This is a genomic window from Sphingomonas crusticola (assembly GCF_003391115.1).
GTDB lineage: Bacteria > Pseudomonadota > Alphaproteobacteria > Sphingomonadales > Sphingomonadaceae > Sphingomonas_I > Sphingomonas_I crusticola.
The window spans coordinates 1,826,789-1,852,848 of sequence record NZ_QTJP01000001.1; the positions used below are offsets into that span (position 1 = coordinate 1,826,789).

Here is a 26,060-nt window from a genome sequence, read left to right on the forward strand (position 1 = left end):
CTGTGGACAGGACGATTCGGCGGCTGAAAGGCTCCAACGGGAAGCTGATCGGCCTTATGCCGCGCAGCAAAGCTCGCAGCATGTCATAGACCTTCGGCTTGAAGCATATAGCGTATGATGCCCTGCACTTGGGTCCGGCGTGGTAGCGGGCCGGACGTCAAGTGAACGGCGCGACCTGACGTCCTCACCCCTTCGCGCAGCGCTAGGGCCGGCTCGCCATTTCCGCAGCCGGACCTCCCTCGAATTTCACCGCGACACCCGTGACATCCATTTTCTTCGCCACCATCGCCGTCATATGCGGCTCGCCGATGTTCGCGTGGATGACCGCATCCGCCCCCAGAGCCTTGGCCTTGTCCCAAAGCTTCCCGAATATCTTGGCCTGACCGGCAGGCGTATTCGGGTTGATGTTGTTGGCGGCGACCTGCACCGCGCCGATGATCTGATATTTGCGATCTACGTCGCCCAGATAGACGGGCAGGGATGCCACCGGTGCGCTCACGGTATGCGAGACGCTGGCGACTTGGGTCACAACCGCCGGAGTCACCACAGGCGCCGGCGCCGGAGCGACTGTCGGTGCCGCAGCCGGGGCCGTTGCCGCAACGGGCGCTGGCTTCGGCGCCGGGGGTGGCGGAGACGATGGGGTAGCCGGCGCGACCGCGGTAACCATCTGCGCGGCGCTCACGGTAAGTGCAGGTGCGGGGCTGACGCTGGCTACAGCTGCGGTTGGTGCGTCTTCCGCTTGGCGAATGAAGATCTCCTTCTCGATCTTCTCGAACGCGTCCTTGTAAACGGCCACGTCGTTGATGGCCTCTTCGTCGGACCAGTTGCCGTAGGCATTGCCCTTCACCTTCGCCATCACGAAGTTAAGACGCACCCGCGCGGAGCGCCCGCGCTCCTCGATGAAAGCCGTCATCACTGGATTCTTCTTGGAGCTGCCGAAGCCGACGAACGGCACCCATGTCATGTGCCGCTCGCTCGTACCGATGCCGGTGATGAGGCCCGTATCCTTGTCGGCCGATCCGATGCGGAAACCTGCATCCTGCAGGACCGTCATCACCGCCGCAAAAGCCACGTTCTTCGACGCCTCGAAGTCGCGCGCCTGGATTTGCTGAAGCTCCAGGCCGCTGAGTTGCGGCTTCTTTGCGCTCGCGCCGCTCGATATCAAGGCGCCGTAAAGCGCCAGCAACACGACACCCCGTTTCATCGCTCCCCCCCTCAGAACGAGCTGCTGCGGCTCCTGAAATCGACAACCTTCTTATCCGGACCGAATTTGATGATCAGAGTCATCGTCCGCTGCGTCTCGGACGAATGGCTTTTCGACTTTCCGAAGCCGAGTCCGCCCCCGCCGGCCACACCACTGCCGCCGGCACCGATCAGCATGCCGATGGAGAAGCCCGAACTGCCGCTGCTGGTGACGGTCGCCTGTCGATCGTAAATCCAGACTTCCTGCCCCTGCGCGTCGAGCGTCGTAATATTGGGGGCGCCGAAGGTGGTGATCACGTCTTCCTGCGTGGTCGTTCCGACATGCAGGGTCATCTGCGCCATGCCGTGCGTCAGCATATTGGGAGCATTGTCCGCATCGTCCTTGTGTTTCGCGGACAGCGGCGATGCGATCAGGCCTGCCATGATGGCGGCGCAGAGCAGTCTGGTCATGGGTCCCCCCCGGCAGGCGCTTCCGCGCTTATGAGTAGAATGGTCCGATTTATCAGGTCGTCAAGTGGTTAAGCTTCCGGAATGAAAGCCCACATCCCGGCAGTGCGCAGGCCGCTCACGATCGACGAGGCGACCCCCAGGGGCGCTGCAGCTTACCCGGGCAGTCCGCATTGACTGACTTGACATTCGTACGTACAAAGCGTACGCTCTCATGATGAGGTTCGGGCGCGGATGGCATCCTTCCCCACCGCAACCTTAGGCTCTTTCTCAGATTGGGCAGTGACGTCACAGCGGCCTGGATCGGGCATTCGTGCCGCGCAACGCCGCCGTGCTCCCCGGATTGCCGCCTCTGCGCTGCCCCGCCGATCGCCACGACCCCCAGATCATCAAGTTCGTTTCTGGTGTTTTTTTAAAATCCGGCCCGGCGTCGGGACGTAGGTGCGCGATGCGGTCGCCCTCACCCGCTCAGCTTGCACGCCCGCATCTGCCGGCCCTGTTCGCGCGCATCGTTGCGTTCGCGTGTGCTGATGCGCAGCATTTCGGCGAAACGCTGGCGGGCGGCTTCGCCTTCGCTCTGCAGCGCGCGATGGAGCGCGTCATAGGCGCGGGCGTGCGGGCCGCTATCGCGGCGTGCGGCATCGACGTCCGACCTGAAGCGGATCGTGTCGGCAACGCCCAGCGTGCGGCAGATCCGGTGATAGGTGCTGTGGACCGCATTGCTGCGCATGCCCATCGCCATCTGCCGATTGTCGGAGGAATCGGGCGCGGCGCATTCGCGCCAGAAATCGTCATAGGGCTCGCGCGTGCCGTCGCTGAAGGCGTAGAGCATCGCCAGCGTCACGCGCAGCGCGAAGGTGCGCGGATAGGTGTCGCGAATGCAATGTTCGGCGACCTCATCGAGCGCGACCAGGCCCATGAACACCAATTTGTGCCGCTCGATGCGAAGCGGCGGCGGGGCCTTGCTCATGCCAGCCGGTCATAGGCTCGCTCCGCATCGTCGAGCGCGGCAAAGGCGTCGCCGTCGGCGCCGGCCTGGTTGAAGCGCGCGCGCACCGCGTCGGCGTTGCCGTCCTTCGGAAAGAGCGGGTCGAGGCGCGCCGCCTTGGCCAGCTCGCCGACCGCACCGCCGCTCTTGTTCTGAGCGAGCAGCCATTTCACGAAGGATGGCGGGGGCGGGGTGACCGGCGCGGCAGGCGGTGCCGTCACCTCCGCTCGCGATTCGGCCTTGGGGGCGATCACGGGCGCGGCCATCGCGGGGGGCGCGGCCGACGGCGCGGGGGCGGTCATGCGCAATTCCATCTGGCGGGCCGCGAGCACGTCGTCGGGACGGCGCGGCGCCCGCGCCGGCGCCGGGCGATCGCGCGGCAGGCGCGGCTGGATCGGGCGGGCGATGTCGAGCCATTGCTGGCACGGGCGCTCCGCCGGATCGGGCATTGCCGAGGCCATGTCAGATCAGCTCCAATTGCGTGGCGTGCGCGGTGAAGGTCGCGCGCGCGCGCAACGCCGCCTCGACCGCCTGGCGATAATGGACGGTGCCGAAGCGCTCGGCCTCCTCGAACCGGATCGGGGACCAATCGTCGGACGGATAACAGGCGTCGAAGATCGCCCGCACCGCCTCGCGCAGCCGCACATCGTGCCGCATGTCTCTTACTCCATACTGGTAACGACTCGCCGACTCGCGGCATCCATTATGGATAGAACATAGCGAGAACGTTGGGCAATGCGGAAAGCGTGCCGCGCCTGTTCAAAACGGCTAAGCGCTGGTGTACGAGGCGCGGAGGAGGCCTGGATCATGCGTATCGCACAATGCCGTTGCGGCGCGCTGACGGCGCGCTGCGTCGGCGAGCCGGTTCGGATTTCGGTGTGCCACTGCCTGCCGTGCAAGCGCCGCTCCGGCAGCGCCTTCTCCGCGCAGGCGCGCTTCGCCGAGGGCGACGTCACGATCGAGGGCGCCGCCCGCGCCTATCGCCAGGCCGGCGACAGCGGCAGGGTCGCGACCTTCCACTTCTGCCCGGAATGCGGGGCGACCATCGCCTATCGCAACGAAGGGATGGAGGGGCTGGTGGCGATCCCGATCGGCGCGTTTGCCGATCCGGATTTCCCCGCGCCGAACTTCTCGGTTTACGAGAATCGCAAGCATCGCTGGGTCGAGATCGTCGGCGATAATATCGAGCATGATTGATCGGCGGGCTGTCCGGATCGCGCGCTAGCCCGCCGCGCCATATTCGGCGGCTAGTGTGAGCATGGTGCAAGCGTGGCGCCGCGCCACCGCCATGCGGTCGGCACCATATCCGCCGCCGAGCGCGCTTGCGAGCGGGAGGGCGCGATCACGCGCGGCGGCGGCGACGAAGCGGTCGCGCGCCTCCATGCCCGCGTCGGACAAGGCCAGCCGGCCGAGCCGGTCCTCGGCATGGGCATCGACGCCGGCCTGGAACAGGATCAGATCGGGGCGGAAATCGTGGAGCGCGGACGGCAGCGCCTCGGCCAGCGCGGCGAGATAATCGGCATCGCCGGTGCCGTCGGCAAGCCCGATGTCGCGCGTGGACTGCGCCTTGCGGGCGGGGAAATTCTTCTCGGCATGGATCGAGAGGGTGAAGATGTCGTCGCGGCCGGCGGCGAGCGCGGCGGTGCCGTCGCCCTGGTGGACGTCGAGGTCGAGAATCAGGATACGGCCGACCGCACCTTCGGCGATCAGGCGGTTGGCGGCGACCATCAGGTCGTTGAACACGCAATAGCCGGCGCCGGTATCGGCGAGCGCATGGTGGCTGCCGCCGGCGCTGTTGGCGGCGAAGCCATGCTCCAGCGCAAGGTGCGCCGCGAGCCAGGTGCCGCCCGGCGACAGCTGCGAGCGGCGCGAGACGCGGGGCGTCACCGGGAAGCCGATCCGCCGCTCCTTGGCGGGCGGAACCGCGCAGGAGAGCACCTCCTCGACATAGGCGGGGTCGTGCACCGCCTCCAGCCAGGCGCGCGGCATGATTTCGGGCGCATGGACGCGGTAGGGCAGGCGCGCTTCCTCCAGCGCCAGCATCACCAGCCCATATTTGTCGTGGGGAAAGCTGCTGCCGGGCGCGGCCGGCGCGACATAATCGGGATGGTGGACGACGTGCAGCACCGCCACACCCTAGAGGATCGACGGGGGCGGCGGCAGAGGGATATGCGCCCCGTCTGGGCATAACGTGACGCGCTTCGCCGCGCCCGCGACTCGGCCCGGCGCGGTGCGGGGATACGCCGTCACGGTCGCTCGTTTCCCCCTCTCAAACAGGAGGATGCCCGATGTCCGACGATACCAGCGCGCGCCGCCCGCAGGATGCGAGCCGCATCTCGCTCGAGGAAGATTATGAGGTCCGTTACTGGACCAATAAGTGGAACATCACGCGTGACGAGCTGGCTGCGGCGGTGAAGGCCGCCGGCCACAGCGCCGCCGCGGTCGCGCGTCACCTCGGCCGTTCCGACTATGACTGAGCCGGCCGGAGCCTCGCCCGCATAAGGCCGGGAAGGATCGATCGTCCGGCCGCGCCGTTGATGCAGCGGCTTTGGACGGAGATTTTATGAAGATCGAGAAACTGGCGATCGGCAAGGAGGCACCGCCCGAGACCGACTGTATCCTGATCGAGGAAGGCAGCGACGGCAAATTCCGGCTGAACGCCTCCGCACTGGACGTGGAAGAATCGGTCGCGATCGTCGGTGGCGGGCCTTACGCGACCTTTGAAGAAGCCGAAGCCGCCGGCCTCGCCTGGGCTGATAGCCATGGCGTCGAGACCGTTTATGTCGAGCATATGCGGTCCGGAGCCGCGGCGCCGCTGCACTAGCCGCACCTTTATTTCGGGGCGGTGCCCCCGACGGCGTGGCCCGTCGGTTACTCCCTCACGACAGCATAATCCCATCAACGTCGCCGCGGCGCCGCCCGTCTGTTCAGGCGGGTGCCCGACCGTGGCCGCCACCCGTCAATATCGAGAGGAAATCGAATGAAGATTGCTATTCTGGCCGCGATTGCGGCTGCTGTCAGCACCGGCGCGATCGCACAGGAGCATGATCAGCGGGGCTCGCACAATCCCGTGGTCAAGGACAGCCGTGTCCACGCCGTGCCGACGCCGGCGCGCGGCCGCAGCTCCTTTACCGAGAACCAGGCCAAGGGCCGCATCCCCAAGGCGGGCTTCACCAACATCGGCGATCTGCGCAAGACCAGCGCCGGTAGCTGGCAGGGCCGCGCCATGCGTCACCGCCACGCCGTGATCGTCACGCTCGACTATAAGGGCAACGTTACCGCCCGCTAATCACTGCCCCTCAGGAGTATAGATATGTCCAGGACCCTCACGCGGCTGTTTGACGATTATGCCGACGCCCAGACGGCGGTGACCGAACTCGAGCGCCTCGGCGTTCCGCATAGCGACCTCAGCATTGTCGCCAACAATGTCCACGGCACGCATGGCCGCCACGATCAGGATGGCGATCATGACGTGACCGACGTCAATGACCATGGCGACGTCAGCCGCGGTCTTTCGACCGGCGCGGTGCTCGGCGGCGTCGGCGGCCTGCTCGCAGGCCTCGGCCTGCTGGCGATCCCCGGCCTCGGCCCGATCGTAGCGGCCGGCTGGCTGGCATCGACCGCAGCCGGTGCCGCGATCGGCGGCGCCGGTGGCGCTGCGACGGGCAGCCTCGTCGGCGCATTGAAGAATGCCGGCCATAGCGAGGACGAGGCGAACGTCTATTCGGAAGGCGTGCGTCGGGGCGGCACGCTCGTTAGCGCCAAGGTCGACGACGATCTGGTTGGCGAGACTGAAGCCGTGCTCGACGGCAACCGCGGCGTGAGCGCAACAACGCGCGGCGCCGATTATCGCCAGTCCGGCTGGACCGCATTCGACGAGACCGCCGCGCCGTATGGCGCGGACGAGATCGACCGCGATCGCGCGACCTATCGCCGCGAACACTCGCTGTAATCTGAGACGCAGGCCGGTGGCGCAAGCTGCCGGCCTGCGTCCGTTTCCCGATTGTCCCCAGCTTCGCGTCGCTTCCACGCGTTGCCGTTGGCCAAGTGGGAGCGGGCGCCGGGCGTGTCCGCCGCCCGTCCCGGTTTCGCCTAGCGGTAACGCCAGCCGCGATGCCAGCGCTCGCGATGCTGGTAATAGCGGCGGCCATCCCAATAGCCGCGGCCCGGATAATAAGTGCCGATCACCAGCGTGCGTGGTCCGGCATAAACGGGTCCGCGATTGGGACGGCAATGACCGTAATAGTCGCGATGACCGCCCGGGCCGCAGCCCTGACGCGCATCGGCGGGTGCGGCGGCAACGAGCGTGGCTCCGGCAGCGAGGGCCAACAACAGATATTTCTTCATGACGTTCTCCTTTACTGGCCCGGCGGACGCAGCCCCGCGCCGGGCAGTGCTTGAACGCGGCAGGCGGGCGATTCCCGTCGCTGCCGATTTGCTCAACCCGCTGCGCGCGATCCGGTTCATCGGCGGGCCGACCGACCGGGCCGTGCAGGCGGCCAATGGTTGCCCCTCCCGGGTAAGGCCCGTAAAGCCGCGCCGCTATGGCCGAGCCGATCATCATCGCAATTCCCAAGGGGCGCATCCTTGCCGAAGTGATGCCGTTGTTCGCGCGCGCCGGGATCGAGCCCGAGGCCGCGTTCGCCGACGAGGATAGCCGGGCGCTGCGCTTCGCCACCAACCGCGCCGACATCGGCTTGATCCGGGTGCGCGCCTTCGACGTCGCCACCTTCGTCGCGCATGGTGCCGCCCAGCTCGGCATCGTCGGCTCGGACGTGCTGATGGAATTCGACTATTCGGAACTGTACGCACCGGTCGACCTCGGCATCGGCCATTGCCGGTTGAGCGTGGCCGAGCCGCGCGAACTGGCGGAGCGCGACGATCCGCGCGACTGGAGCCACGTCCGCGTCGCGACCAAATATCCCAACGTCACCCGCCGCCATTTCGAGGCGCGCGGCGTGCAGGCGGAATGCGTCAAGCTCAACGGGGCGATGGAGATCGCCCCGGTGCTCGGCCTTTCCAGCCGCATCGTCGATCTGGTTTCGTCGGGGCGCACCTTGGCGGAGAACGGGCTGGTCGAGGTGGAGACGATCGCCGAGGTCTCGGCCCGCCTGATCGTCAACCGCGCCGCCTTCAAGACGCGCGCCCGCGACGTGCTGCCGCTGATCGAGGCGTTTCGCGAAGCCGCGGGAGCCAATCGTGCGGCTTGATGCGTCCGATCCGGGATTCGAGGCGGCCTTTACCGATCTGGTGAATGCGCGGCGCGAGGCGGATGGCGACGTCTCGCGCGATGTCGCCACCATCGTCCGGGCGGTACGCGTCGCCGGCGACGGCGCGCTGCGCGACTATACGCGCGATTTCGATGGGCACGATCTCGACGTGACGGGCTGGGGCGTCAGCCGCGCGGAACGCCGCGCTGCGCTCGACGGGCTCGACCGCGAGTTGCGGGGTGCACTGGAGCTCGCCGCCGCGCGCATCGCCGCTTATCATTGCGACCAGAAGCCCGCCGACCGGGACATGACCGATGCCGCCGGCGTGCGGCTCGGCGCGCGCTGGAATGCGGTCGATGCCGCCGGTCTCTACGTGCCGGGCGGCCGCGCGGCCTATCCCTCGACCGTGCTGATGAACGCCATTCCGGCGCGCGTCGCCGGCGTCGGGCGCGTGACGATGGTGACGCCCACCCCCAATGGCGAGATCAATCCGCTCGTGCTGGCAGCGGCGGAGATCGCGGGCGTCGACGAGGTGTGGCGCGTCGGCGGCGCGCAGGCGATCGCCGCGCTTGCTTACGGAACTGAGCAGATCCGCCCGGTCGATGTGATCGTCGGCCCGGGCAATGCCTGGGTCGCCGAGGCCAAGCGCCAGCTTTACGGCGTGGTCGGGATCGACATGGTCGCGGGCCCGTCCGAGATCGTGGTGGTCGCCGATGGGGCCAACGATCCCACGTGGATCGCCGCCGATCTGCTCAGCCAAGCCGAGCATGACCCGACCAGCCAGTCGATCCTGTTCACCGACGATGCCGCCTTCGCCGCCGCGGTCGAGCAGGCGGTCGCCGCACAACTCGCCGCGCTCGCGACCGGCGCCACCGCCGCTACCGCGTGGAGCGACAATGGTGCGGTGATCGTGGTACCTTCGCTCGACGCGGCGATGCCGTTGGTCGATCGGCTCGCGCCCGAGCATCTCGAGCTCGCGCTCGACGACCCGGAAGCTTTGTTCGCCAAGGTCCGCCACGCCGGATCGGTTTTCCTCGGACGCTACACGCCCGAGGCTGTTGGAGATTATGTTGCCGGACCCAATCACGTCCTCCCCACCGGTCGCCGCGCGCGCTTCGCGTCCGGCCTGTCGGTGCTCGATTTCATGAAGCGGACCAGCTTCATCGCCTGCACGCCCTCCAGCCTGGCTGCGATCGGGCCGGCGGCGGTCGCGCTCGCCAAGGCGGAGGGCCTGCCGGCTCACGCCGCCTCCGTGGCGGTCCGGCTGTGAAGCGCGGCGCAGGACGGTCGCGCTCGCGCTCGGCCGCGCGGCTGGCGGCGGTGCAGGCCTTGTACCAGCAGGAGATGGAGGGCACGCCGCTGGCGCGGCTGCTCGACGAATTCCACCGCCACCGGCTCGGGGCGACGATCGAGGATGTCGAATATACCGATGCCGAGGTCGACTTTTTCGACGATGTCGTGCGTGGCGCCGAGGCACGGCGCGAGGAGATCGATGCCGCCATCACGAAGCGGCTGACGTCAGGCTGGAACCTGCCGCGGCTCGACCGGCCGATGCGCGCGATCCTGCGCGCGGGCACTTATGAGCTGATCGCCCGCGCCGACGTGCCGACCGCGACCATCATCAGCGAATATGTCGATGTCGCCGACGCCTTTTACGACAAGCGCGAAACGGGCTTCGTCAACGGGCTGCTGGATTCCGTAGCGAAGGACGTGCGGGTTTAACCGCCCCTCTCCGAACGGGGAGAGGTCAAGCCGCCAGCGGCGCCCTCGGCTCCATTCGTTCGGCGCTGACGATCCCGTCGGCCGCGCGCAGGGCGGCGACGATGCGCATCAAATGGGCGACATCGTGGACCTCGATCACCACCTGGAAGGTGTGGAAGCTCTCGTCGCGTTCGGCGAGGTTGATATTGACGATGTTGGCGCCCTGCGTGCCGAGAATGCCGGCCATGATGCCGAGCGAGCCCGGCTGATTGCGCACGATCACGCACAGGCGCGCGGTGCCGCCGTCGCTGCCGTCGCCCCAGGCGAGATCGACCCAATCCCCCTCCGGCGCGGCCTGCAGCACCGGGCATTCGATAACATGCACCTCCACCGCCGCATCGGGGCGGCGCACGCCGACGATACGGTCGCCCGGCACCGGCGTGCAGCAGGGTGCGAGCGTAAAGGCGACGCCGGGCGTGAGCCCCTTCATCGAGATCGCGCTCTGCTGCGACGGGCGGACATTGGCGCCGAGCCCGCCGGTCGAGCCCGGCATTAGCGCCTCCATCACCTGCGCGTCGGTCAGCGTGCCGCGTGCGATATTCTCCATCAGACGGTCCGCGTCCGGAAGTTTGAGCCGCTTGAGCGCTTCTGCCTGCGCATCGGGCGAGAGCGTTGCCGGCATGCGCGAGACGATCGCGTCGTAGAAGCGCCGGCCGAGCGCGACCATCTCGGCATGCTCCTTCTGACGCACGAAGCGGCGGATCTTGGCGCGCGCCTTGCCGGTCGCGGCGAAACCCATCCACGCCGCCTGTGGCTCCTGCGCCTTGGAGCGCAGGATCTGGACCTGATCGCCATTCATGATCTGCGTGCGCAGCGGCACGACCCGGCCGTTGATCTTGGCGCCGACCGTTTGGTCGCCGAGATCGGTATGGACCGCATAAGCAAAGTCCACCGGCGTCGCGCCCTTGGGCAGCTGGATCAGCTCGCCCTGCGGCGTGAAGGCGAAGATGCGATCCTGATACATCGCCATGCGCGTATGTTCGAGCAGCTCCTCCGGGCTGGCGGCATGGTCGAGGATCTCGACGAGATCGCGGATCCAGCGCGAATTGACGTCGGGCTGGATCATGCCGCCTGCTTTGTAGGCCCAGTGCGCGGCGACGCCGAACTCGGCCTCGGCGTGCATCTTTTGCGTGCGGATTTGGATCTCGATGCGCACCCGCTCATGGTGCATCACGGCGGTATGGAGCGAGCGATAGCCGTTGCGCTTGGGCGTCGAGATATAATCCTTGAACCGGCCCGGGACCATCGGCCAGCGCTCGTGCAGCAGGCCGAGCGCGCGGTAGCATTGCTCGGTTTCGTCCACGAGCACGCGGAACGCCATCACATCGGACAATTGTTCGAAGCTGATGTGGCGCTCGGTCATCTTGCGCCAGATCGAATAAGGATGCTTCTCGCGCCCCTCGACCTCGGCCTTGATCCCTTTCTGCGCTAGCAGCAGGCGGATGCCCGAGGCGATACGCGCGACCTGGTCGCCACCGCCCTGCTTGAGCTGCTCGAGCCGCTTGGTGATCGAATCATAAGCTTCGGGCTCGAGTTCGGCGAAGGCGAGCGTCTGCATCTCCTTCATGAATTCGTACATGCCGATGCGCTCGGCGAGCGGCGCATAGATATCCATCGTCTCGCGCGCGATGCGGCGGCGCTTTTCTTCCGACGGAATGAATTTCAGCGTCCGCATATTGTGCAGCCGGTCGGCAAGCTTGACCAGCAGCACGCGGATGTCATCCGACATGGCGAGCAGGAATTTGCGCAGATTCTCGGCGGCGCGCTCATTGTCGCTCTGCGCCTCGATCTTCGACAATTTGGTGACGCCGTCGACCAGCCGCGCCACGGAGGGCCCGAAGCTCTTCTCGATCTGCTCGGGCGTGGCGAGCGTGTCCTCGACCGTATCGTGCAGGATCGCGGTGGCGATGGTTTCGTCGTCGAGGTGGAGGTCGGTGAGGATACCGGCGACTTCGATCGGATGGCTGAAATAAGGGTCGCCATTGGCGCGCTTTTGGCTGCCATGCGCCGCCATCGAAAAGACATAGGCGCGGTTGAGCAAGGCCTCGTCGGCGGTGGGATCGTAACTCAGGACCCGATCGACCAGCTCATATTGGCGCAACATCGACTCAAGATGGGGTTTCCTGCGGGCACAAGGCAAGCGCCAAGCCTCCTCTGCCGCTTTAAAAGCGCAGGAAGCGGCGAAACAGCCTCATTTAAGAATGCGAAACGTTCGCAATAAGGTTGACGTTGCGAACGACTCTCATTAGCGGACAGGCATCGAGGGCGAAACAATCGCCGGCAGCTTCGCAAAGGGAAACCATGGCCCGCACCGCCGAAACCAAGCCTTCCGACTGGGCCAAGCCCGCCTTCCTGGCGCTTTCCTGTGTCGGCTTCGTTTCCTCGGCGCACGCCGCGGTGGATGCCGCCAACGACACGGCCGAAGCGGACGCTGCCGACCGGCCTGAAGTCGTCGTCACCGGCCGCCACGATGACAAGCCCGCCAACGTCAAGCTGACCGCGCCGCTGATCGACACGCCGCGTTCGATCACGATCCTGCCTGAGACGCTGATCAAGGACACGGGTTCGGCCAGCCTGGTCGACGCGCTTCGCACCGTGCCCGGCATTACTTTCGGCGCTGCCGAAGGCGGCAACCCGATCGGCGACCGCCCTTTCATCCGCGGCTTCGACAGCCAGGGCTCGACCTATGTGGATGGCGTGCGCGACATCGGCGCGCAAACCCGCGAGGTCTTCGCGATCGAGCAGATCGAGGTGGTGAAGGGATCCGACAGCGTCCTCGGCGGGCGCGGCTCCGCCGGCGGCACGCTCAACATCGTTTCAAAGCTGCCCAAGCTCGCCGATTTTGCGCGCGGCGACGTCAGCTATGGCAATGCCGATTACAAGCGTGCCACGATCGACGTGAACCACAAGCTCAACGACATCATCGCGGTGCGGGTCGAGGGCATGTGGCACGACCAGGATGTCGCGGGGCGCGATGCGATCTGGCAGAAGCGCTGGGGCATCGCGCCGTCGATCACGATCGGGCTCGGCACGCCGACGCGGCTGACGGCATCCTATTACCATCTCCACTCGAACGAATTGCCCGACAGCGGGCTGCCTTACGGTTATGTCTGCTCGGCGACGGTCTGCAACGCACCGGCTGGCGACTTCGTCCTGTCGGAGCCGGTCCATCACGTCACCACCAAGGGTGGCATCACCGGAACCGTGCCTTATTCCACCTTTTACGGGCTCAAGGATCGCGACTTCCGCAAGTCCAATACCGACCAGTTCACGATGCGCGCCGAACATGATTTCGGCAGTGACATCATGCTGCGCAACACGGCGCGCTTCAGCCACACCTGGCAAGGCTATAGCTTCCTGCTGCCCGACGATTCGACCGGCAATGTGATCGGCACCACGACCACCAACGCCACCACCGGCGGCGTCACCCAATATACCAATGGCGGCTATGTCTGGCGGCGCGCCAATACCCGCGCCGGCGTCACCAACACCCTGATCAACCAGACCGATCTTACCGCCAAGTTCGATACCGGGCCGCTCAAGCATAGTGTCGCCACCGGCGTTGAGTTTTCGAGCGAGGATGCGCACCGCGGCACCTATGTGATGGCAACAGGATCGACGATCAGCCCGCGCTGCAATAGCAATACGATCGCGCGTTATTATTGCACGTCGCTGTTCGCCCCGAACCCCAATGATCCATGGGTAAATTACGCAAGCGACACGTCGAGCGTGCCGACGCCCGTCGTACGCAGCCCCGGCTATGGCGACATTTTCAACAAGGGCATCACGCGCGCCGCTTACCTGTTCGATACGGTTTCGTTCGGCGACTGGCTGATCGCCAATGTCGGCGCGCGTTATGACGATTTCACTTCGACCGTGCGGCCGGGTCGCGCGACCGTGACCGCGCCGTCGATCGAGCTGCGCCGCCGCGACCGCGACTGGAGCTATCAGGCAGGGCTCGTCGCCAAGCCGACCAGGAATAGCAGCCTGTACGTTTCCTACGCGACCAGTGTCACGCCGCCGAACAGCCTGCTGGGTGAGGGGTCGGAACAGAATTCGGTCGGAACGACCGTCACGCCCCTGCTCGACCAGCTCAAGCCGGAAAAGACCAAGTCGCTCGAGGCCGGCGCCAAGGCCGACATATTGGGCGAACGGCTGTCGCTGACCGCCGCCGTCTTCCGCACCGAGAGCAGCAATGCACGCGTATCGATCGACGCCAATACGGTTGCCTTCATCGGCAAGAAGCAGGTCGAGGGGTTCGAGCTCGGCTTCAACGGACGCATCGCCAAGGGCTGGACCATCTTCGGTGGTTATTCCTACCTCGATGCCAAGATCAAGGAAGCCGGCCTGAGCGCGCTGACGGCCGCCGCGGTGCCCGGCCAGGCGGCCAAGACGGTCTATGTGCCGTCCATCAATAACGGCAAGCGCTTCCCGCAGACCGCCAAGGACAGCTTCACGGCCTGGACAACCTACGAGACCAACGCCTTCTCGATCGGCGGCGGCGCCTTCTACACCAGCCGCGTGTTCGGCGGTTATAGCGACAACCGCACCGCCACCCAGAATGCGGCAGGCGTGGTGACGATCAACCCTGCAACGACAATATTGGCCCGCTCGATCCCAAGCTATTGGCGCTTCGATGCGCGGGCGAGCTACAAGCTCGACAAGCATATCGAGCTAAGCGTCAACGCGCAGAATTTGACCAACAAGCGCTACTTCAACCAGGCCTATGCCAGCCACTATGCCTCGGTTGCCCCGGGCCGCACCGTGTTCGGCACGCTGAGCGTCGATTATTGAGGATGGCGGACCAAGCGGCGATCGCAAGCATCAACGCGCTCAGCGCGGATGAGCTCGCGCGCCGCTTGTCCGGACCGCGCGAAGACGTCGCTGCCTTCGTGCGCGAAGCGGCCGAAGCCGGCTCGGCCGAGGCTCAGGCCCGGCTCGGCCAGATGCTCCTCGACGGCGACGGGATTCCCCCTGATCCGCGCCAGGCCTTCACCTGGTTCGAGCGCGCCGCCAATGCGGGCCACCTTGAGGCGGCCAACATGGTCGGGCGCTGCTACGATCTCGGCTGGGGCGTGCCGGCGGACAAGGTTCGGGCCGCCGCGTGGTTCCGTCAGGCAGCCGCGCGCGGCCTTACCTGGGCCAAATATAATTATGCGACGATGCTGGCGTTGGGCCGGGGTGTGCCGAGGGACCGGGCAATGGCGCTGACGTTGTTTAGCGAGGCCGCCGACGATGGTTATGCCAAGGCGCATAATTTCGTCGGCAGCTTTCATGAGGATGGCTGGGTGGTCGCACCCGACCTGGCGGAAGCCGCCCGCCGCTACGCGATCGCGGCAGCCGGCGGCGACTTTCGCGGCCAGTTCAATCATGGCCGCATGCTCGCCTTGCGCGGAGAAACCGAAGATGCGCTGCACTGGATGGAACGCGCCTGGGATGGCGGCAATGCCCGCTTCCGCGCGCAGATGATCGACTATCTGCTGCGCCAGGGCGAACCCTATTTGTCGGCCATCGCGCGGCTGAGCGGACGCGCCGCATGATCGTCATTCCGCAGGTCATCGATAGCGAAATGCTGCGCAGCATGAATGACCGGCTCAATGCAGCATCGTGGATCGACGGCAACGCCACCTCTGGCCATCAGTCCGCGCTGGCCAAGGCCAATCGCCAGCTTCCCGAGGATGGCGCCGAGGCGCGTGCACTGGGCGAGATCGTGCTGGACGCCCTCAGCCGCTCGCCGCTGTTCATCGCCGCCGCGCTGCCGCTGAAGGTCTATCCACCGTTGTTCAATCGCTACGGTGTCGGCGAAGGCTTTGGCGATCATGTCGACAGCGCTGTACGCATCCGCAGCGGGAGCGACTTCCGGGTGCGCAGCGACTTGTCGGCAACGCTCTTTCTGAGCGATCCCGCCAGTTATGACGGCGGGGAGTTGCTCGCCGAGGGCCAGGCGCCGATCAAGCTGCCGGCGGGCGATATGATTGTCTATCCGGCCTCGAGCGTGCATCGCGTGACGGCGGTCACGCGCGGGACGCGGACGGCGAGTTTCTTCTGGATCCAGTCGATGGTCCGCGACCACAGCGCGCGCACGATGTTGTTCGATCTCGACCGCTCGATCCAGGAACTGACCGCGTCGGCCGGTCCGGGCGCGCCCGCGCTGGTAAGACTGACCGGCGTCTATCACAATCTGCTGCGCCGTTGGGCGGAACTCTGAGGGGCAATATGACGAAAGTGCAGTTGAGGAACGTCTGGTTTCAGATCCACAAATGGATCGGCATCATCCTCGCGATCATATTCATCCCCCTATCCTTTACCGGATCGATGCTGGTGTGGGACGAGCCGCTCGATCGCCTGCTTCAGCCGTCGCATTATGCGGAAACCGGTCCTGCGGCTTTGCCCGCCTCGGCTTATGTCGCCGCCGCGCGCCAGAGCTTGCCCGCCGGCAGCACGATCGTCAGCCTGGCGATTGGAAAGGGCCCGGTGATGGTCACCGCCACGCCACCCCAGCCGAGCAAGATGCGCGGGCCGCCACTGCGGCTGGCGGCATGGATCGATCCCGCCACCGGTAGGTTGATCGACAGCGGGCTATCGGCCAGCCCGGTCCTGCGATGGGCGCACATCTTCCACGGCAGCCTTCAGATTCCAGGCTCCGGGCGGGCGGTCGTCGGCTGGCTCGGCGTGCTGATGCTGATCTCGTCCCTGACCGGCATCTGGTTGTGGTGGCCGCTGTCCGGGCGCTGGACGCGCGGCTTCCGCTGGCAGCGCCAGCCGGCGCTCGACGCCAATCTCCATCACATGATCGGCTTCTGGATATCGTTACCGCTGGCGTTGCTGTCGCTCACCGGCGTGATCATCGCGTGGCCGCAGATGATGGGCGGCGGCGGCATGCGGCGGCCGATGTCCGCGCCGCTCGCCACGCCGCAACTCACGGTCGATCGGGCGCTGACCGCCGCTTCCGTCAAAGGGCCGGTGACGATCACATGGCCGACCGACAAGACGCCGTGGACGATCAAGCCGGCGCGCGGCGCCCCTGTGAAGATCGATGATGCGACGGGCACGCTCGCAACCGCGGACAACAAGCCGGAGCCTCCGCGCGCGCGTCCGCTCTATCGGCGGCTCCACGACGGCACCAATATGGGCGTGATCTTCCAGATCGTCATCTTCCTGGCCGGAATTGCCCCCGCCATATTGGGCGTGACCGGCATCATCATGTGGCTGCGGACCCGCAAGTGGCGCGGGCAGGTCGCGCAGCGCCGCGCGGGCGTGCGCGGCTGAGGAAGCGAGTCGGGCGATATCCACCGGATCGAGATCGGCATGTGCCGAGGAATCTCGGCGCTAGTGGCTCTCGTCGGGCGCTTTACCCGTCGGCGAAAGCTCGATCACGAGAACGGCCGCGATCCAGACGGCTATGGTCGCGGCCAGACGCTGCACGTCGCGCCAGGGCAAGCCTTGCGGCCTGAACGAAGGTACGAACAGGCTGGAGGCGACGATCGCCGCCCAAAGCGCCATCGTCACATAAGCATAGGCCCTTCGCTCCGAGCTCGACACGTTACGCAGCGCCATGACCGTTCCGGCCAGAAGTATGATCACCTTCACATAATCGCCCAATGCCAAGCCATCGAGGCTTCCCAGATTGGCTCCTAGCAGCGCCCCGAAGAAGAGGTTGATACCATCCACCGTTGCCAGCTTCTCGCGGTGTGTCTGCCTCAGAAACGGATTCACGACGCCTCTCGCCCTGGCCAAGGACAGTCCGGCGAGGCGTAACCGCGGCATGCCGACTAGATGCTCTCGCCGCTGAGCCGCTGACAGACCATGTCGAGCTGGTCGAGCGTGGCGTAACCGATCGTCACGCTGCCGCCCTTGCCGGTGTGGGCGATGCTGACCTTCAGGCCGAGCTGGTCGCGCAGCTGGCGCTCGAGCATCGCGACATCGGCATCCGCCGCTGGGGCGGCGCGCGGTGGCTGTTCGGCGCGCTTGGCCTTGCCGCCACGCGCCAGTTGCTCGGTTTCGCGAACCGAGAGGCCGCGCTTGATGACCTGCTCCGCCAGCGCCTCCGGATCGGCCGACCCGATCAGGGCGCGCGCATGGCCCATGCTGAGCCGGCCGTCGGCCACCGCCTGGCGCACGCTCATCGGCAGGTCGAGCAGGCGTAAGAGATTGGCGATATGGCTGCGCGACTTGCCGACCAGCTTCGCGATCGCCTCCTGCTTATGGCCGTAATCGCGCGAAAGCCGGTGGTAGGCGTCGGCCTCCTCGATCGCGTTGAGGTCCTGGCGCTGGATATTTTCGATGATCGCGATTTCCAGCGTCTCGGCATCGCCCATTTGGCGGACGATCACCGGCACTTCGTGCAATTGGGCGCGTTGGGCCGCCCGCCAGCGCCGCTCGCCCGCGACGATCTGATAATAGCCCGCCTCGGACGGGCGCACGACGATCGGCTGGATCAGGCCGCGATCGCGCAGCGATTGGGCGAGTTCGTCGATCGCGGCATCGTCGAAATGGCGGCGCGGCTGAGCCATGTTGGGGGTGAGCCGGGCGGTGCTCATCATCTGGATACCGGCCGGGCGCTGCGCCTCCCCGGCGATTGGTTGCTCGCGCGCAACCTCGCCGAGCAGCGACGACAGCCCCCGGCCCAGCCCGCGTTTGACCTCGCTCATCGCCCTTCCTTCAGGTTCATGCCGCCACCGCCGGCACCGGCAGGCGCGCGATCATCTCGCCCGCCAGCGCGATATAGGCTTCCGAGCCGGGGCAGCGGTGATCGTAGACCAGGGCCGGCAGGCCGTGGCTCGGCGCCTCCGACAGGCGCACGTTGCGCGGTACGGCGGTTTTGAAGACTAGGTCGCCGACCACGGCGCGCACGTCCTCCGCTACCTGCTCCGACAGGCGGTTGCGGCGATCATACATGGTCAGCGCCACGCCCAGGATGGAGAGATCCGGATTGAAGCGGCCGCGCACGCGCTCGACCGTCTGCAGGAGCTGGCTCATCCCCTCTAGCGCAAAGAATTCGCATTGCAGCGGGATGAGCAGGCTGCGCGCTGCGACTAGGGCATTGATGGTGAGCAGGCCGAGCGACGGCGGGCAATCGATCAGGCAGACGTCCCAGCGCGCCTCCGACCCGGCGAGCGCCCGATCGAGCCGGTGGGTGCGATCCGGCAGATCGGCGAGTTCAACCTCGGCTGCCGCCAGGTCTTGCGTCGCGGCGACGATGTCGAGCCGCGGAACTTGGGTCGGGATGACCGCGTCCAACAAACCGGACTCTCCGATAAGCACTTGATAAACCGAGACATTTCTTGCGGAACGCTCGACCCCAAGGCCGGTCGAGGCGTTACCCTGCGGATCGAAGTCGATCAGCAGCACGCGAAATCCGGTCGCGGCCAGTGCGGTTGCGAGGTTGATCGCCGTGGTGGTCTTGCCGACCCCGCCCTTCTGATTGGCAATCGCGATCCGGATCATCAGCGCTTCCTCGGAGTGACGTCCGTAGCGACGATGATCGCCGCCTCGGAATCGGTGACGCTCGGAACGAGTTCGAACACACCCTGCCACGATCCGTGCGTCGCTTCCAGTTCCTCCGCCGCCCTCCGCCCCTTCGGTAATACCCACCGTGTGGTTTTATCGGCGAACGGTGTCGCCAGCGTCAGCAGCTTGTCCAGCGGCGCGAACGCACGCGCGCTGATGACGTCGAAGCGGCGCGGCTTCATCTTTTCGAGCGCGCTGCCGATGATCTCGACCCGGTCGACGATACCTGCGGTCAAGGCCGCGCCCTGCAAGAAGGCAATGCGCTTGGCGCGCGATTCGACCAATGTCACCTTTCGGCCTTCGCTCAGCAGGGCAACGATCAACCCGGGAAACCCTGCCCCGGAGCCCAGGTCGAGCCATGTATTCCAATCGGGCGCAAGATCGAGCAGCTGCGCGGAGTCGACTATATGGCGGGCCCAAATCGCATCAAGCGTCGAAGCGGCGATAAGGTTCTGCGCGGTCGACTGGATACGCAGGAAGGCAATGAAGCGCTCGATCGCGTCGAATGTTTCACGTGGAACATTGCGAGCAACTAGCCAGGATCTGGCCTCGTCCTCAGTCATGCGGCGCGGCGCTGCGCGGCCACCAGGATCGCTGCCAAGGCTGCGGGTGTGATACCGCGAATACGCGTGGCAGCGGCGAGATCGGACGGGCGTGCCGCTTCGAGCCGCTCGACCATTTCGTTGGAAAGGCCGCCGATCGCCCGATAACTGGCGATGTGGGCGAGGCTGGTATTGGCGTCCGCACGCAGCCGTTGGACCTCGGCATGCTGGCGGGCGAGGTAAGGCGCATAACGCGCATCGTCGATCGCCTCGACAATGACGTCGCTGGCAAAATCATCGCCCAGCGAAGCGCTCAGCTCCGATTGCACATCTTCTCCCTGCCGGATGCGCTCGCCAAGCGAGATGCCGCGTTCGCGGCGGGCAATTGCTTCGCCGGCGCGGCCGATTTGCGCGAGCCGCGCCTCGATTGCGCGACGGCGCGCTAGGCTTACCCCGTCACAAGCCATCGCAATCGCACCGAGGCGGCTCACCGCATTGTCGGCGCGCAACCGCAGCCGATATTCGGCACGGGCGGTAAGCATGCGATACGGTTCGGTAACACCCTGCAAGGTGAGGTCGTCGATCATCACCCCGATATAGGAATCGGCACGGTCCAGCAGCACCGGCGCCAGCCCGCAGGCGTGAGCGGCCGCATTGAGTCCCGCGATCAAGCCTTGAGCGCCGGCCTCTTCATAGCCGGTGGTGCCATTGATCTGGCCAGCGCAATAAAGGCCCGGGATCGCGCGCAGCGCCAAGGCGGGGGTGAGGCTGCGGGGATCGAGATAATCATATTCGACGGCATAGCCCGGCCGCACAATATTGGCGCTTTCCAGTCCCTCGATTGAGCGAACCATGTCGTGCTGGACGGCAGCAGGTAGCGAAGTGGAAATGCCGTTGGGATAGACGAGATGATCGGCCAACCCTTCCGGCTCAAGGAAGATTTGGTGTCCGTCGCGGTCACCGAACCGAACGACCTTGTCTTCGACCGACGGGCAATATCGCGGCCCAAAGCCCTCCATCGCGCCGCTGAACACCGGCGAATCTGACAGGCCCGCGCGAATGATGTCGTGCGTTCGCGCATTGGTTCTGGTCAGCGCGCACTCGACCTGTGGCAAGGCGCGTCCGCTGCTCAGCGGCGACATCGTCCAGGGATCGACATCGGAAGGCTGCCGTTCCAGCTTCGCCCAATCTATCGTCCGTCCATCGAGCCGCGGCGGCGTGCCGGTCTTCAGCCGACCCATCGGCAGGGCGAGTTCACGCAATTGCGCGGCGAGCGGTATCGCTGCCGCCTCTCCGCTACGGCCGCCGGCGGTCTGCTCAAGTCCGCAGTGGAGCTTGGCGCCCAGGAAGGTGCCGGTAGCGAGAATGACCGCCTTTGCCCTGATGTGCGCGCCATCGGCGAGCGCTACGCCTGTGACTTCGCCACCTTCGATCAGCAGCGCGTCGACGGCGCCAGGCACCAGGAAGAGATCCGCCTGGCTGGCGACCATCTGTTGCGTCGCGTGACGGAAACGTTTGCGATCGGCCTGGATGCGCGGGCCATGAACCGCCGAACCCTTGCTGCGATTCAGCATGCGGTGATGGATCGCGGCCGCATCCGCCGCGCGTGCCATCAGACCGTCGAACACGTCCAGTTCGCGGACGAGATGGCCCTTCCCTACCCCGCCGATCGCCGGGTTGCAGGACATGGCGCCGATCTGGTCAACGTCCATCGTGATGAGGGCGACCCGCGCGCCGCGACGAGCGGACGCTGTCGCGGCCTCGCATCCGGCATGGCCGCCGCCGACCACGATCACGTCAAACTGGCGCATGGGTTTCGCTAACGGCAGGCTGGACTTGGAGTCAATTGTTCCACGTGAAACATTACTTGCCGATGCAGAACTGACCGAACAAGGCATCAAGCATATCCTCGACCCCGGCACGGCCGGTGATCCGGTCCAGCGCCAACCGCGCGTGGCGGAGATGCTCGGCGATCAGGATCGGATCGTCGTAGCGGGCGGTGTCGAGCTCCCGGTGGGCTTCGCCGATCAATTGCCGATGCCGGGCGTTGAGCGCCACCGCGTCCGCTGCCGGCAACAAGCGCGCCACGCGCGCACCCAACAGCAGCTTCAACTCGGCGAGGCCGGCTCCGGTCAACGTCGAGACGGCAATATCGCTCCTGCCAGCGCCCGGTCTGCCGAGATCCGACTTGGCCCGGATCAGGAGCGCGCGTTCGGGATATGGGCAAGCGTCGGGCTGCCCAAGCCACAATATCAGGTCGGCCGTTTCCATCGCCGCTTTGGCGCGCGCCACACCGATCTGCTCGACCTTGCCCGTCGACGTACGAAGCCCGGCGCTGTCGATCAGCAGGCATGCCACGCCTCCGAGTAAGACCGGCACTTCGATGATATCGCGCGTCGTTCCTGCAACGGGGGAGGCAATCGCCGCCTCTCGTCCGGCTAAACCATTGATAAGGCTTGACTTTCCGGCGTTGGTGGGACCCGCGACGACAATCCGTACGCCGTCCCTCAGGCGCTCGGCGGGCGGCTGGGCGAGTGCCTCAGCCAAATCTTGGACCAGGGTAGCAAGCGCTGCTTTTTCCCCTTCCCCAAGCGCGGGCACATCCTCTTCCTCCTCGCCAAACTCGATCGCCGCCTCGACGCGCGCGCTCAGCGCCAGCAGCCTCTCCTGCCATTCCGCTACCAGCCGCCCAAGGCCGCCCTCGGCCAAGCGCAAGGCCTGCCGCCGCTGGCCGTCGGTTTCGGCCGCGAGCAGATCGGCTAGCCCCTCCGCCTGAGCGAGATCGAGGCGACCGTTGGTGAAGGCACGCCGGGTGAATTCCCCGGCCTCAGCCATGCGCAGTCCGGGCATTACCCCTAGCGCCGCCAGCACCGCAGCCACGACCGCGCGGCCGCCATGGAGGTGCAACTCGGCGCTATCCTCCCCCGTGGCGGTTGCAGGGCCGGGCAGCCACAATATCAGCGCGCGGTCGAGCAGCTCGCCCTCCCCATCGCGTAACGTCGCCGAAACCGCCCGGCGCGGCGACGGCAGGCGTCCGGCGAGATAGGTCAGTGCCTCGCCCGCGGCCGGCCCGCTGATCCGAACGATGGCGATCGCGGCGGGCAAGGCACCGCTCGAAAGCGCGAAGATGGTAGGCCGCGCCTCGGCGCTCCCGCTCACGTCTTGGCGGTGCCCGTCATCTGCTCGATCATTTTCTGCCACGCATTCATGCCCATTTCGCCCATCGGCGACCAGGTGCGCATCATCGTCTCGAGCATGTCGGGCGTCATGCCGTTGGTCATCGCCTCCCGCACCTTCTCCAGATACAGTTCGTGGATCGGCGACATGTCGGGCAGGCCCATGAAGCGGCGCGCTTCCTCCGGCGTGCAATCGACGTTCATGGTGATGTTCATCGGCCGCTGGCTCCGGTTGCGGTTGAGGCGCGCGGGGCGGATGGTAGAACAAGCGGAGCGGAGCGTCCATGCTGCAGCTGACCGCGCAATATAGGTGATCCATGGGTGAGATGATCGAAATCCCGACACTCGACGGCGAAGCGCGCTTTGCCGCCTATCTGGCCGAGCCGGGAGGCGCTCCGAGGGCGGCAATCATCGTCATCCAGGAGATATTCGGGGTGAATGCCAACATCCGTCGCAAGGTCGATGAGTGGGCGGCAAAGGGCTATCTTGCGCTCGCGCCCGACATGTTCTGGCGGTTTGCGCCCGGCTATGATGTCGATCCCGACATACCCGAGCAGCTGGCACAGGCCATGGCGCAGCGCAGCCAGTTCGATACGGACAAGGCGGTGGCCGATGTCGAAGCCGCCCTGCGCCACGCTCGCGCGATCGGCGTAGGCAAGGTCGGCGTGGTGGGGTTCTGCTGGGGCGGCGCGATCGCCTATCTCGCCGCGACCCGCACCGATGCCGACGCCAGCGTCGGCTATTATGGCCGCCTGATCGCCGAGCACCTCAACGAAGCGCACGCGATCGCGAGGCCGCTGATGCTGCACTTCGGCGAGGAGGATCCGTCAATTCCCACGGATGTACGCGCAAAGATCAGCGAGGCATTGGCTTCCAACCCGCGCGTCACGATCCACGAACATGCCGGCGCCGGACATGGCTTCGCAGCGGCCTTCGGCAAGCGCCGCAACGAAAATGCTGCGCAGCATGCGGACGCGCTAACCGATGAATTCTTCGAGCATCAGATTAGGCATAACTTCCTACGATCCAGCTAGGCTGGGATAACAATGCGGTGCGCGTTCAACTGAACAACGTCAGCACGCCGACCTTGGGATTGACCACGCCCTCGTAGACCATCTTCAGCGCGACGAAGAAGATCACCGCCAGGCCAACATAACCGATCCAGCTATACCGCTCGATCAGCCGCGCCAGGAAGCTGGCAGCAACGCCCATCAGGATGACCGAGAGGACCAGCCCAATGATGAGGATGCCCGGGTGGGCGTGCGCGGCGCCAGCGACAGCGAGCACATTGTCCAGGCTCATCGACACGTCGGCGATGGCGACGGCCCAGGCCGCGGCGGCGAAGCTCCGAGCGGGCTTGAGCCCGTCGTGGCTCTGCGCATGATCGCCGCGCAATTCGCGCCACATCTTCCAGGCGACCCACAGCAGCAGCAAGCCACCGGCGAAGGTCAATCCGACGACCTGCAGCAGCTGCGTCACTGCAAGCGCGAAGGCGATGCGCAGTACGAGTGCCGCGATGATGCCGATCAGGATGACCTTGCGGCGTTGCTCGACGCTCAGCCCGGCGGCGATCGCGCCGACGACGATGGCATTGTCGCCGGCGAGCATGATGTCGATCATCAACACCTGCAGAAACGCCGACAAAGCGGCGGGCGAGCCGATGTTGGAGAAGTCCGCGATGATATGTTGCCAGAGCTCGGTCATGGCAGCCTGATATGAAGCGTCGGGCGCGGTGTCGAGAATAACCCGCCTTCGTCATCCCGGCGCAGGCCGGGATCCATATCTCTATCCACCGAAGGGCGCCTCCGGGATGAGAGCCATGGGCCCCAGCCTGCGCTGGGGCGACGGGTTATCTTAGCGGCAAGCTCTACTGATTCATCGAATCGAAGAAGTCTTCGTTGGTCTTCGAATCCTTCATCTTGTCGAGCAGGAACTCCATCGCATCGGTCGTGCCCATCTGCATGAGGATGCGGCGCAGCACCCACATCTTGGACAGCTTGCCCTTGTCGAGCAGCAGCTCTTCCTTGCGCGTGCCCGACTTGCCGACGTCCATCGCCGGGAAAATGCGCTTGTCGGCCACCTTGCGGTCGAGCACGATTTCCGAGTTACCGGTGCCCTTGAACTCTTCGAAGATGACTTCGTCCATGCGGCTGCCGGTGTCGATCAGCGCGGTGGCGATGATCGAGAGCGAACCGCCTTCCTCGATATTGCGCGCGGCGCCGAAGAAGCGCTTGGGACGCTGCAGGGCGTTCGCGTCGACGCCGCCCGTCAGGACCTTGCCCGACGATGGCACGACCGTGTTGTAGGCGCGGCCGAGGCGCGTGATCGAGTCGAGCAGGATGACGACATCCTTCTTGTGCTCGACCAACCGCTTCGCCTTCTCGATCACCATCTCGGCGACTTGGACGTGGCGGGTGGCGGGCTCGTCGAAGGTCGAGGAGACAACCTCGCCCTTCACCGAACGCTGCATGTCGGTAACTTCCTCCGGCCGCTCGTCGATCAGCAGCACGATCAGGAAGACTTCGGGATGGTTGTCGGTGATGGCCTTGGCCATATTCTGCAGCATCACGGTTTTGCCGACGCGCGGCGGCGCGACGATCAAGGTGCGCTGGCCCTTACCCTGCGGCGAGATCAGATCGATCACGCGCGCCGACTTGTCTTTGACGGTCGGGTCCGCCGGATCGAGCGTAAGCTTCGATTCGGGATAAAGCGGCGTCAGATTGTCGAAATTGACGCGGTGACGCACCACGCTCGGGTCGTCGAAATTGACCTGCAGGAGCTTGGTCAGGGCGAAATAGCGTTCGCCATCCTTGGGATCGCGGATCTCGCCTTCAACCGTATCGCCGGTACGCAGGCCGAACTTACGCACCTGGTTGGGGCTGACGTAAATGTCGTCCGGACCCGCCAGATAATTGGCTTCCGGCGAGCGCAGGAAACCGAAACCGTCGGGCAAAACCTCGATCGTGCCGAGACCCAGGATGGTTTCGCCTTCCTCGGCCTCCGCCTTGAGGATGCCGAACATCAGATCCTGCTTGCGCATCGTCGACGCGCCCTCGACGCCGCGTTCTTCCGCCATCGCGACCAGCTCGGCCGGGGTCTTCTTCTTGAGGTCTTTGAGATGCATTGGGGGCGTATCCGGTGGTGCGATGTGGGGGAGGAACGGCGCGAACGAAGCGACTGTTCAAAGCTGGATGGCTGATCGGGCGCTCGCAAGGAATGCGGG

Annotated in this window: 30 protein-coding genes; 13 read left to right on the forward strand and 17 right to left on the reverse strand. The window is 65.8% G+C overall.

Annotated features, from left to right (window positions below; translation table 11 throughout):
• Positions 1-202: 202 nt before the first annotated feature.
• The 5 genes from DX905_RS16175 to DX905_RS08630 all read right to left on the reverse strand — a co-directional run bounded on the left by DX905_RS16175 (position 203) and on the right by DX905_RS08630 (position 3,295).
• Entirely contained in the window at positions 203-1,204 is a 1,002-nt protein-coding gene (locus DX905_RS16175; protein ID WP_205412223.1) for a hypothetical protein, read from the reverse strand.
• An 11-nt stretch (positions 1,205-1,215) separates the two neighbouring features.
• Positions 1,216-1,653, reverse strand: coding sequence for a hypothetical protein (locus DX905_RS08615; protein WP_240320786.1), 438 nt, complete (start codon positions 1,651-1,653; stop codon positions 1,216-1,218).
• Positions 1,654-2,110: 457 nt separating this feature from the next.
• A complete protein-coding gene (locus tag DX905_RS08620; protein WP_116090990.1) occupies positions 2,111-2,620 on the reverse strand; it encodes a hypothetical protein in 510 nt (169 codons plus the stop codon).
• The gene (locus tag DX905_RS16275) at positions 2,617-3,099 is read right to left on the reverse strand and encodes a hypothetical protein (protein WP_240320787.1); all 483 of its coding nucleotides are present in this window, start codon (positions 3,097-3,099) and stop codon (positions 2,617-2,619) included. The genes DX905_RS08620 and DX905_RS16275 overlap by 4 nt, the downstream gene beginning before the upstream one ends.
• Before the next feature lies 1 nt (position 3,100).
• Positions 3,101-3,295, reverse strand: coding sequence for a hypothetical protein (locus DX905_RS08630; protein ID WP_116090991.1), 195 nt, complete (start codon positions 3,293-3,295; stop codon positions 3,101-3,103).
• Between the two features lie 150 nt (positions 3,296-3,445).
• Here DX905_RS08630 and DX905_RS08635 point away from each other — a divergent pair, with 150 nt between their 5' ends.
• Positions 3,446-3,835, forward strand: a complete 390-nt coding sequence (locus DX905_RS08635) for a GFA family protein (RefSeq protein ID WP_116090992.1) — start codon at positions 3,446-3,448, stop codon at positions 3,833-3,835.
• Between the two features lie 24 nt (positions 3,836-3,859).
• Here the strand turns inward: DX905_RS08635 and DX905_RS08640 are convergent, their stop codons facing one another.
• Positions 3,860-4,765 (reverse strand): histone deacetylase family protein, encoded by a 906-nt coding sequence (locus DX905_RS08640; protein ID WP_116092429.1) that lies wholly within the window; start codon positions 4,763-4,765, stop codon positions 3,860-3,862.
• Between the two features lie 161 nt (positions 4,766-4,926).
• On the opposite strand from DX905_RS08640, the gene DX905_RS08645 reads away from it, so the two are divergent.
• From DX905_RS08645 to DX905_RS08660, 4 genes are all read left to right on the forward strand, one after another.
• Complete coding sequence (locus tag DX905_RS08645; protein WP_116090993.1) at positions 4,927-5,115, forward strand: DUF3606 domain-containing protein; 189 nt, start codon at positions 4,927-4,929, stop codon at positions 5,113-5,115.
• A gap of 86 nt (positions 5,116-5,201) precedes the next feature.
• Complete coding sequence (locus tag DX905_RS08650; RefSeq protein WP_116090994.1) at positions 5,202-5,462, forward strand: hypothetical protein; 261 nt, start codon at positions 5,202-5,204, stop codon at positions 5,460-5,462.
• A gap of 156 nt (positions 5,463-5,618) precedes the next feature.
• Positions 5,619-5,927: a hypothetical protein gene (locus DX905_RS08655; protein WP_116090995.1), complete on the forward strand. Its 309-nt coding sequence runs from the start codon at positions 5,619-5,621 to the stop codon at positions 5,925-5,927.
• 24 nt (positions 5,928-5,951) lie between these two features.
• Positions 5,952-6,590, forward strand: a complete 639-nt coding sequence (locus DX905_RS08660) for a general stress protein (RefSeq protein ID WP_116090996.1) — start codon at positions 5,952-5,954, stop codon at positions 6,588-6,590.
• A 140-nt stretch (positions 6,591-6,730) separates the two neighbouring features.
• Here the strand turns inward: DX905_RS08660 and DX905_RS08665 are convergent, their stop codons facing one another.
• Positions 6,731-6,985: a GCG_CRPN prefix-to-repeats domain-containing protein gene (locus tag DX905_RS08665; protein ID WP_116092430.1), complete on the reverse strand. Its 255-nt coding sequence runs from the start codon at positions 6,983-6,985 to the stop codon at positions 6,731-6,733.
• Between the two features lie 197 nt (positions 6,986-7,182).
• On the opposite strand from DX905_RS08665, the gene hisG reads away from it, so the two are divergent.
• Genes hisG through nusB form a run of 3 tightly spaced genes read left to right on the forward strand, consistent with a single transcriptional unit; the run spans position 7,183 to position 9,570 of the window.
• On the forward strand, positions 7,183-7,848 hold the full coding sequence (gene hisG / locus DX905_RS08670; protein ID WP_116090997.1) for an ATP phosphoribosyltransferase: 666 nt from the start codon (positions 7,183-7,185) through the stop codon (positions 7,846-7,848).
• On the forward strand, positions 7,835-9,118 hold the full coding sequence (hisD, locus tag DX905_RS08675) for a histidinol dehydrogenase (protein WP_116090998.1): 1,284 nt from the start codon (positions 7,835-7,837) through the stop codon (positions 9,116-9,118). Before hisG ends, hisD begins: the two co-directional genes overlap by 14 nt.
• A complete protein-coding gene (gene nusB, locus DX905_RS08680; protein ID WP_116090999.1) occupies positions 9,115-9,570 on the forward strand; it encodes a transcription antitermination factor NusB in 456 nt (151 codons plus the stop codon). The genes hisD and nusB overlap by 4 nt, the downstream gene beginning before the upstream one ends.
• A gap of 25 nt (positions 9,571-9,595) precedes the next feature.
• On the opposite strand, the gene DX905_RS08685 is transcribed toward nusB, so the two are convergent.
• Positions 9,596-11,713, reverse strand: coding sequence for a RelA/SpoT family protein (locus DX905_RS08685; RefSeq protein ID WP_116091000.1), 2,118 nt, complete (start codon positions 11,711-11,713; stop codon positions 9,596-9,598).
• 197 nt (positions 11,714-11,910) lie between these two features.
• Between DX905_RS08685 and DX905_RS08690 the strand changes: the two genes are divergently transcribed.
• The 4 genes from DX905_RS08690 to DX905_RS08705 are packed head-to-tail and all read left to right on the forward strand — an operon-like array spanning position 11,911 to position 16,878.
• Positions 11,911-14,403 carry a TonB-dependent receptor gene (locus DX905_RS08690; RefSeq protein ID WP_116091001.1) on the forward strand — a complete coding sequence of 831 codons (2,493 nt, stop codon included), beginning with the start codon at positions 11,911-11,913 and terminating at the stop codon, positions 14,401-14,403.
• A 2-nt stretch (positions 14,404-14,405) separates the two neighbouring features.
• Entirely contained in the window at positions 14,406-15,149 is a 744-nt protein-coding gene (locus DX905_RS08695; RefSeq protein WP_116091002.1) for a tetratricopeptide repeat protein, read from the forward strand.
• Positions 15,146-15,817, forward strand: a complete 672-nt coding sequence (locus DX905_RS08700; protein ID WP_116091003.1) for a Fe2+-dependent dioxygenase — start codon at positions 15,146-15,148, stop codon at positions 15,815-15,817. The genes DX905_RS08695 and DX905_RS08700 overlap by 4 nt, the downstream gene beginning before the upstream one ends.
• Positions 15,818-15,825: 8 nt before the next feature.
• On the forward strand, positions 15,826-16,878 hold the full coding sequence (locus DX905_RS08705) for a PepSY-associated TM helix domain-containing protein (RefSeq protein WP_116091004.1): 1,053 nt from the start codon (positions 15,826-15,828) through the stop codon (positions 16,876-16,878).
• A gap of 60 nt (positions 16,879-16,938) precedes the next feature.
• Here DX905_RS08705 and DX905_RS08710 read toward each other — a convergent pair whose 3' ends face one another.
• The 7 genes from DX905_RS08710 to DX905_RS16180 are packed head-to-tail and all read right to left on the reverse strand — an operon-like array spanning position 16,939 to position 23,053.
• Positions 16,939-17,325, reverse strand: coding sequence for a hypothetical protein (locus tag DX905_RS08710; protein WP_162875534.1), 387 nt, complete (start codon positions 17,323-17,325; stop codon positions 16,939-16,941).
• 56 nt (positions 17,326-17,381) lie between these two features.
• Positions 17,382-18,260, reverse strand: a complete 879-nt coding sequence (locus DX905_RS08715) for a ParB/RepB/Spo0J family partition protein (protein ID WP_116091006.1) — start codon at positions 18,258-18,260, stop codon at positions 17,382-17,384.
• 16 nt (positions 18,261-18,276) lie between these two features.
• The gene (locus DX905_RS08720; protein WP_116091007.1) at positions 18,277-19,056 is read right to left on the reverse strand and encodes a ParA family protein; all 780 of its coding nucleotides are present in this window, start codon (positions 19,054-19,056) and stop codon (positions 18,277-18,279) included.
• The gene (gene rsmG, locus DX905_RS08725; RefSeq protein ID WP_116091008.1) at positions 19,056-19,682 is read right to left on the reverse strand and encodes a 16S rRNA (guanine(527)-N(7))-methyltransferase RsmG; all 627 of its coding nucleotides are present in this window, start codon (positions 19,680-19,682) and stop codon (positions 19,056-19,058) included. The genes DX905_RS08720 and rsmG overlap by 1 nt, the downstream gene beginning before the upstream one ends.
• On the reverse strand, positions 19,679-21,472 hold the full coding sequence (gene mnmG, locus DX905_RS08730; protein WP_116091009.1) for a tRNA uridine-5-carboxymethylaminomethyl(34) synthesis enzyme MnmG: 1,794 nt from the start codon (positions 21,470-21,472) through the stop codon (positions 19,679-19,681). Before mnmG ends, rsmG begins: the two co-directional genes overlap by 4 nt.
• A 52-nt stretch (positions 21,473-21,524) precedes the next feature.
• Positions 21,525-22,820 (reverse strand): tRNA uridine-5-carboxymethylaminomethyl(34) synthesis GTPase MnmE, encoded by a 1,296-nt coding sequence (gene mnmE / locus DX905_RS08735; protein ID WP_205412224.1) that lies wholly within the window; start codon positions 22,818-22,820, stop codon positions 21,525-21,527.
• Positions 22,817-23,053, reverse strand: coding sequence for a DUF6489 family protein (locus tag DX905_RS16180; protein WP_205412225.1), 237 nt, complete (start codon positions 23,051-23,053; stop codon positions 22,817-22,819). Before DX905_RS16180 ends, mnmE begins: the two co-directional genes overlap by 4 nt.
• Positions 23,054-23,154: 101 nt before the next feature.
• Here DX905_RS16180 and DX905_RS08740 point away from each other — a divergent pair, with 101 nt between their 5' ends.
• The gene (locus DX905_RS08740) at positions 23,155-23,871 is read left to right on the forward strand and encodes a dienelactone hydrolase family protein (protein ID WP_116091010.1); all 717 of its coding nucleotides are present in this window, start codon (positions 23,155-23,157) and stop codon (positions 23,869-23,871) included.
• A gap of 25 nt (positions 23,872-23,896) precedes the next feature.
• Here DX905_RS08740 and DX905_RS08745 read toward each other — a convergent pair whose 3' ends face one another.
• Together DX905_RS08745 and rho are read right to left on the reverse strand one after the other, a co-directional pair.
• Entirely contained in the window at positions 23,897-24,541 is a 645-nt protein-coding gene (locus DX905_RS08745) for a TerC family protein (RefSeq protein WP_116091011.1), read from the reverse strand.
• Positions 24,542-24,704: 163 nt separating this feature from the next.
• A complete protein-coding gene (rho, locus tag DX905_RS08750) occupies positions 24,705-25,961 on the reverse strand; it encodes a transcription termination factor Rho (RefSeq protein ID WP_116091012.1) in 1,257 nt (418 codons plus the stop codon).
• Between the last annotated feature and the right edge of the window lie 99 nt (positions 25,962-26,060).